Below are 6,948 nucleotides of genomic sequence, written 5' to 3' on the forward strand. Positions count from 1 at the left end.
CGCCTCGCCAGCTCGCCGTGCTCATCCTGCGCGACGTCCTCGGATTCCACGCGAACGAGGTGGCCGACATGCTGGACTCGAGCGTCGAGTCGGTCAAGAGCGCCCTCAAGCGGGCGCGCGCCAGCCTGCAACACCGTCCCACCGCCGACGACCGCGAACCGCCGCCCGCCTCCGGCTCACTTGCCGAGGATGCGCTCGTGACGAGATTTGTCCGCGCGTGGGAGTCTGCCGATCTCGACGCGCTGGTGGCCCTGCTCACCGACGACGTCTTCATGTCGATGCCACCGATGCCCTTCGAATACGAGGGCCGAGATGTCGTGGCCCGCTTCTGCGCCAGCATCTTCCGCGCAGGTCGACGGTTCGACCTCGTCCCAACGCGAGCCAACGGTCAGCCGGCGTTCGGGGCTTACCTGCGCGCCGCCAACGGAATCCGCCACGGGACCGGCCTCTACGTCCTCACCCTCACCGGCGACCGGATCTGCGCCATGACCCGCTTCGAAAACAGCGTCCTCCCATCGTTCGGGCTACCGCGATCGCTCCCCAGCCCATAGCCAGCATCCAAACGATGGATCTGCGCGCCGGCGCAAACGGGGGGTCGCGGTCAGAGGCCGAGTTGGCCCAGCCGCACGCTGATGCGCGGATCCGTCGATACCACCGGCGAATCGGTTCGCACCCATGGATCGCCGTCGAAGTACGTCTGGAAGATCTTCTCCGCGGTCCTGGTCGCCAGCGCCTGGCTGGTCAGCGTCGGGTTCGGGCCGCCCAGTCCGTTCGACAGCGCCGAGTTGTCGGCGATGAACAACCGCTTGACCGCACGCGTCTCACCGCGCGGGTCGAGCACCGAGTTCTGCTCCGACTCCCCCATCCGCATCGACGACTGGACGTGCAGGATCAGCGGCGCCCAGTCGACCCTGTACACCGTCTTCGCTCCGGCGCCACGCAGCAGTTCGGCCGCCTTGCGCGCCATGAATTCGCGGTTCTTCAGCGTCCGCTTCGTGCGCTTCCGCTGCTTGAAGGTGACCTTCGGGATCGGCCCGTTCTCGTCGGCCGGCAGTGCCGAAAGGGTGACCCTGTTCTGCGCTTCGACGTCGTCGTCGGTGATCACCAGCACGGTCAGCAGTTTGTCGATACCGCCGGCCATCAACTCCTTGAGTTCCGGGCCCATCACGCGCCCGGCCGGACCGTCCCACGGCCCGGTCTTGCCGCGCCCGTTCTTGTACTGCCCACGGATCCCGCTGTCCGACAACGTCCCGCCGAAGGCGCTCAGCGCCGGCGGCAGGCCGACGTTCTCCAGTCCCCCGTACGGCGGGTAGTCCAGCCGCGCACTGGATCCCACCCCCTTCGGATTACCGGTGTACTCGTCGAAGGACCCGATCATCCAGTCGAAGAAGTGATCGGTGTACCCGCGCCCGACCCAGCCGTTCGGGTTCGGCAGCCCACTGTTGAACCACAGCCGCGGATTCTCCGTACAACCCCCGGACATCACCACGATCCGGGCGTCCTCCCGGTGCTCCTCACCGGACACGTTGTCCCGCCAGGTCACCCCGGACGCAGTCAGTACTCCGTGCCGCGATTCCGTGTGCACCCGAGTCACATACGCATCCGCGATCAGCTCGATCGGTTTGCCACCCCGGGCCCAGACGTTCGCGGTCAACGCCATCGGTACGTAGCTGTTGTCCGTCGAGCGCTTCGCGAATTGGTTGCGCGGGGCACCGTTCGGTCGCATGCAGCCCTGGAAGCAGTAACCACAGAAGGTGCATCCGGTCGCCTGCGGGTAGTTCAGCAGGTTCTTGTCCGACGTCTTGCCGGCCGTGCCACCGGGCTGCAGGATCGCGTTCTCCTGCGGCCGGTACGACGGTTCGTGCGTGGTCTTGGTGGTCTGCACGGGCAACCCGAGCGTCTCGGCGCCCCGGAAGAACATCTGCTCCTTGTGACCCATGGCCGCGGTCTGGACCGGCATCAGTGCCTCGACCCATTCGAAGTACGGCACCATTTCCGAGTAGGTGAACGGGAACCGGTGGTTCACGTCGTACCCGTTGCGGTCGGCACCGTCGTACCCCTTGAAGACGCCGGGATACGCGCGCGGGTAGTTGCCGTAGAAGTGCTGGGTGGTGCCGCCGACGCCGGACAGTTGCCAGACGAAGGAGTTCTGCGGCCACTCGCGGTACCAGGCCGGCTTCGACCGGTCGGTCGGGCCGAGCCGGAAGTACCCGGTCAGCGGGTTGTTCGCGTCGTCCTCGAAGGTGGTCCACTCCTCCCGCGGCTTCGCGTGCCGGGGTCCGGCCTCCAGCAGCAGGACGTCGAGCCCCTTCGCGGCCAGCTCCTTGGCCACCACCGGCCCGCCGCCACCGGCCCCGATCACGATCACGTCGCGCATCAGTCGTGCACCTCCATCCGCCCTTGGTAGTACCCGATGAAGTCGTCCCAGCCCTCGACCGGACCGTTCGGCTGGTAGCCGGACAGCGTCCAGGCGACCGGACGCTTCCGCAGCGTCCGGGTGTCCGGGTCGAAGACGCCGTACTCGCTGTACGCGCCGAAGGTCGCGAACTCGATCAGCGCGCCGCCGACGAACTTGAGCAGCCCGGAGACCGAGCCCTTCAGCGGCTCCGGGAACTGCACGTCGAGCAGCGCGACCAGATCGGAGTCCGTCTTCTCGATCAGCTCGAACGCGGCGGCCTTCTCGGCGTACGTGAGGCGCGCGAACGGGGACAGATGCGGCCCGTTCACGGCCAGCGGGTTGACCTGGGTCGCCATCAGGTTGAGCAGCCCGGCGATCGGGAACGACAACGGCAACGCTGCATCACTTTGCAGGTACGCCGCCAGCGACTGATCCAGACTCCGCAGCTCAACAGGCAACAGGTCGAGTCCGGGCAGCGCTATCCCCGAGTCGGCCAGGCCGGTGACCAGCGCGGCGCCGACCGGCTGTGCTATCGCATCCGGGAACGGCACGAAGTGGTCCAGCGCGTTGATCATGAAGTCGGTCGCACCGGCCTCCAGCGCACCCGGCGTACGGCTCAGGGTGCCCTGGGTGCGGGAGTAGGCGTCCGGACCCGGCATCGCGAAGACCGTGAGGCCGTTGAGAGTGTCCCGGGCGAGCTCGGCGAGGACCGGCCGGATCAGGTCCACCGCCGGTGGCAGCAGCGGATTGGTGGCTGCGTCGGCCGGAGCGAGCATGCTGCGCGCCAGCAGTCCACCTCCCCCGAGCGCTGCGCCGAGAACGCCGATGCGGGCAAGGAACGCCCGGCGGGACAGGGGTGGTGGATCTGCTACAGGCATCACAAGTCCTTCGCAGTGGGACGAGGCCGACGGGCCGGCGTCCCTCCGCGAGAGACCACCGGCACCACTGGTCCTACAACGACCTGCGGTGCCGCAAGTCACTTCCCCGGCGGCGACTCACCGGCCGAGGCCTGCGCGGCCGCCTCTTCGACCGGTACGACGATGGGCCGCAGCCGGGCCCAGAGGATGAAGAGGGCGGCGAAGACGAGCATCGCGATCCCGCCCCAGAGGTTGATGTTGATGCCGTCGGCCTTGTCCACCTCGGCCGGGTCGGCGATGATCCCGAGGATCGTCAGCACCAGCCCGTAGATCGCGATCAGGAGCGCGATCACCACCCGGATGTCGAACGCACCGGCCTTCTTCTTCTCTTGCTGCTCAGCCATCTCAGTTCTCCTTTCCGGGAGGTCAGCCGAAGATGATGTTCAGGGCGATGACCATGACCAGTGAGATCCCGGCCAGCAGGGTCGGCTTGCGGTACCAGCCATGGTCGCCCACCTGGGCCACCTCGGTCCGATCTTCCTTCGGCGTCAGCGAGTAGACCAGCCCCTTCAGCTCCTCGTCCGTCTTCGGCCTCGTCATCAGGCTGATCACCACGCTGAGCAGGATGTCCACCACGAAGGCGGCGCCGGCACCGACGAAGCTCGCGCCCTGACCCGGCAGATCGATGACGCCGTTCTCGGACAGGATGAAGACGATCACCGCTGTCGTCGTACCGCTGACCAGGCCGATCCAGCCGGCCGTCGCGGTCATCCGCTTCCAGAACATACCGAGGATGAAGGTGGCGAACAGCGGCGCGTTGAAGAACGAGAAGAGTTGCTGCAGGTAGTCCATCAGGTTGCTGTAGCCCGATGCGATCGCCGCTGTGCCGATCGCGATCAGCGTGCCGCCGACCGTCACCCAGCGGCCGGTCCGCAGGTAGAACGCGTCATCGCGGTCCTTGACGATGTACCGCTCGACCAGGTCGTAGCTGACCACCGTGTTGAACGAACTGAGGTTCGCCGCCATACCGGCCATGAAGGACGCCAGCAGACCGGTGATCGCAAGACCGAGCATGCCGTTCGGCAGCAGGTCCCGCATCAGCAACAGCAGCGCATCGTTGTAGTCGACCTCCCCGCCGCCGTTGGTCTTGAACGCGATCAGCTCCGGGACTGAGACCGCCGCGATCATGCCCGGGATGATCACGATGAACGGGATGAACATCTTCGGGAACGAGCCGATGATCGGGGTCCGCCGCGCCGCGGACATGTTCTTGCTGGCCATCGCGCGCTGGACCTCGACGAAGTTCGTGGTCCAGTAACCGAAGGACAGCACGAAGCCGAGACCGAACACCAGCCCGAGCACCGACAGGGTGTTGTCGGTGAAGCCGCTCAGCTGGTTCCCCGGCCAGGCGTGCACCTGCTCGGAACCACCGTTGGGAGCGGCCGTGACCTTGTCCATCAGGCCCTGCCAGCCGCCGACCTTGTGCAGCCCGATGATTGTCAGCGGCAACAAAGCCGCCACGATCACGAAGAACTGCAGCACCTCGTTGTAGATCGCCGCCGACAGTCCGCCGAGGGTGATGTAGCTGAGCACGATCACCGCGGCCAGGATCGTCGAGAGCCAGATCGGCCAGCCGAGCAGGACGTTGACGATGGTCGCCAGCAGGAACAGGTTGACGCCGGCGATCAGTACCTGGGCGACCGCGAAGCTGATCGCGTTCACCAGGTGGGCCGGTTTGCCGAAGCGGCGCAGCATGAACTCCGGCACGCTGCGCACCTTGGAGCCGTAGTAGAACGGCATCATCACGACGCCGAGGAACAGCATCGCCGGCACCGCGCCGATCCAGAAGTAGTGCACCGTCGGCATGCCGTACTCGGCGCCGTTCGCCGACATGCCCATGATCTCGATCGCGCCCAGGTTGGCCGAGATGAAGGCCAGACCGGTCACCCAGGCCGGCAGCGACCGGCCGGACAGGAAGAAGTCCAGGCTGTTCGAGACAGCACGTTTGGCCAGATACCCGATCCCGAGGACGAAAGTGAAGTACAGCGCGATGATGATGTAGTCGATTGCCGTGGCATCAAGCCGCAGGATCGAGTCTTGCGTAAGCATCGGCCCTCCGCATCGTCGTTAGTGACGCAAGGTGTTGTTACCGCTGCAGAACGTTACTCCTGCAGCCCGACACATTCCCGCTGAGCCGCGCCGAACAACTCCCGGTGGGTCAGATGCGGATTTCGGCGACGACCGGGCGGTGGTCGCTGCCGGTGGGGGGCATCACCCAGGCGTTGGTGGGGACGACGCCCCGGACCATGATGTGGTCGATCCGCGCCATCGGGAACTTGGCCGGCCAGGTGAAACCGAAGCCGGTACCGGCCGCACCCTGGGCCGAGCGCAGGCTCGAGGTGATCGGGGCCAGGCTGCGGTCGTTCGCGGTACCGTTGAAGTCACCCATCACCACCACGCCGGCGAGCTTCTCGGCCGCGATCGTGTCACCGAGTTCCTTGATCGTCTCGTTGCGCTGGTCCGAGGTGAACCCGCTGGTTCCGACCCGGACCGAGGCCAGGTGCGCGACGTAGAACGCGACCTTCCCCTGCGGCGTGCTCACCTCCGCCCGCAGCGCCCGGGTCCAGGCGAACCCGACGTCGACCGACTGGCTCTCCTCCACCGGGTACTTCGACCACAGCGCCACCGTGCCGCGCGCGACCACATGCGGGTACGTCTTCGCGAACTGCGCCTTGTAGATCTTCAGGTCCGCGGTGGTGATCTCCTCGAGCGCGATCACGTCCGCGTCCGCGCCGAGCAGGTCCTGCGCCGTCTTGACCGGGTCCGGGTTCGCCGCGTCGACGTTGTGCGACAGCACCCGCAGGTCGTACGAGCCACCACCCTTGCCCGGGATCAGCAGGTGCCCGAACATCGCCCCCCACACCACGGCCGGCACCAGGAGCGCGACCCCGGCCGTCGCGGACCGGCGTACCAGGGCTGCCACGCCGAGGATCGGGACCGCGACACCGACCCAGGGCAGGAAGGTGTCCAGCAGACTGCCCAGGTTGCCGACCGAGTTCGGCACCCAGCGGTGGAACAGCAGCGGGAGGGCCGAGAGCACCGCGAGCACGGCGATCACCCAGCCGCGACGCCATTTTCCGGCCCGACGTTGCCGCCGGGCGGCGGTGTGCGCCGAAGAGTGGCGCCGTGGCTTCCGGCGGGCGACGACGGTCTGGCGGTCGGACATGCAGCGATTCTTACGGACTCGGGGTCCGTACCAAAGTCGGCGGCCCCCAGCGGACGCCGATTTCATCCGATCGAACGACCGATTGACCGAAATGAGTACCTCTTCGGACCCCGTACTCCGTCCACGCGGCCCTCGCCAGCCGATAATTGCCAAGGGCAACATCAGCACTCGCGCCCGGGTCTCGGGAGGCGGCCCCCGGACCGGCAGTACGGCCTCTGGCGCGCGACCCTCCGGGCGCGGACAATGCCTCTTATGCCGGACACGCAGGCCGCCCAGCCGTTCGTCGTCAGCAGGCAGCGACTCGAACCGACCACCGCCATGCTGTACGTCGGTGGCGTCATCTTCGCGCTGATGGTGCTCCTCACCCTTGGCTGCATCGTGGTCGCGCTGATCCGGGGCGACCCCGTCCGCGAGCCGCTGGAGGCGGTCTGGCTGTCCTGGTCCGGGATGCCGCTGATCTTCGCGGT

At 67.1% G+C, this 6,948-nt stretch carries 7 protein-coding genes; 2 read left to right on the top strand and 5 right to left on the bottom strand.

Going from position 1 to position 6,948, the window contains the following annotated elements:
• On the top strand, window positions 1-551 hold a 551-nt coding region (locus tag VFG33_RS31590; RefSeq protein ID WP_325056648.1), incomplete at its 5' end, for a nuclear transport factor 2 family protein.
• Between the two features lie 50 nt (window positions 552-601).
• Here the strand turns inward: VFG33_RS31590 and VFG33_RS31595 are convergent.
• From VFG33_RS31595 to VFG33_RS31615, 5 genes are all read right to left on the bottom strand, one after another.
• A complete protein-coding gene (locus tag VFG33_RS31595; protein ID WP_325056649.1) occupies window positions 602-2,377 on the bottom strand; it encodes a GMC family oxidoreductase N-terminal domain-containing protein in 1,776 nt (591 codons plus the stop codon).
• Window positions 2,377-3,276 carry a hypothetical protein gene (locus VFG33_RS31600; protein ID WP_325056650.1) on the bottom strand — a complete coding sequence of 300 codons (900 nt, stop codon included), beginning with the start codon at window positions 3,274-3,276 and terminating at the stop codon, window positions 2,377-2,379. Before VFG33_RS31600 ends, VFG33_RS31595 begins: the two co-directional genes overlap by 1 nt.
• Window positions 3,277-3,374: 98 nt before the next feature.
• A complete protein-coding gene (locus VFG33_RS31605; RefSeq protein WP_325056651.1) occupies window positions 3,375-3,659 on the bottom strand; it encodes a hypothetical protein in 285 nt (94 codons plus the stop codon).
• Window positions 3,660-3,681: 22 nt separating this feature from the next.
• Window positions 3,682-5,364: a sodium:solute symporter family protein gene (locus VFG33_RS31610; protein WP_325056652.1), complete on the bottom strand. Its 1,683-nt coding sequence runs from the start codon at window positions 5,362-5,364 to the stop codon at window positions 3,682-3,684.
• A gap of 109 nt (window positions 5,365-5,473) precedes the next feature.
• Window positions 5,474-6,481 carry an endonuclease/exonuclease/phosphatase family protein gene (locus tag VFG33_RS31615; RefSeq protein WP_325056653.1) on the bottom strand — a complete coding sequence of 336 codons (1,008 nt, stop codon included), beginning with the start codon at window positions 6,479-6,481 and terminating at the stop codon, window positions 5,474-5,476.
• 252 nt (window positions 6,482-6,733) lie between these two features.
• On the opposite strand from VFG33_RS31615, the gene VFG33_RS31620 reads away from it, so the two are divergent.
• The coding region (locus tag VFG33_RS31620; RefSeq protein WP_325056654.1) for a hypothetical protein at window positions 6,734-6,948 on the top strand (215 nt) is incomplete at its 3' end.

The organism is Kribbella sp. (assembly GCF_035687465.1).
Taxonomy (GTDB): domain Bacteria; phylum Actinomycetota; class Actinomycetes; order Propionibacteriales; family Kribbellaceae; genus Kribbella.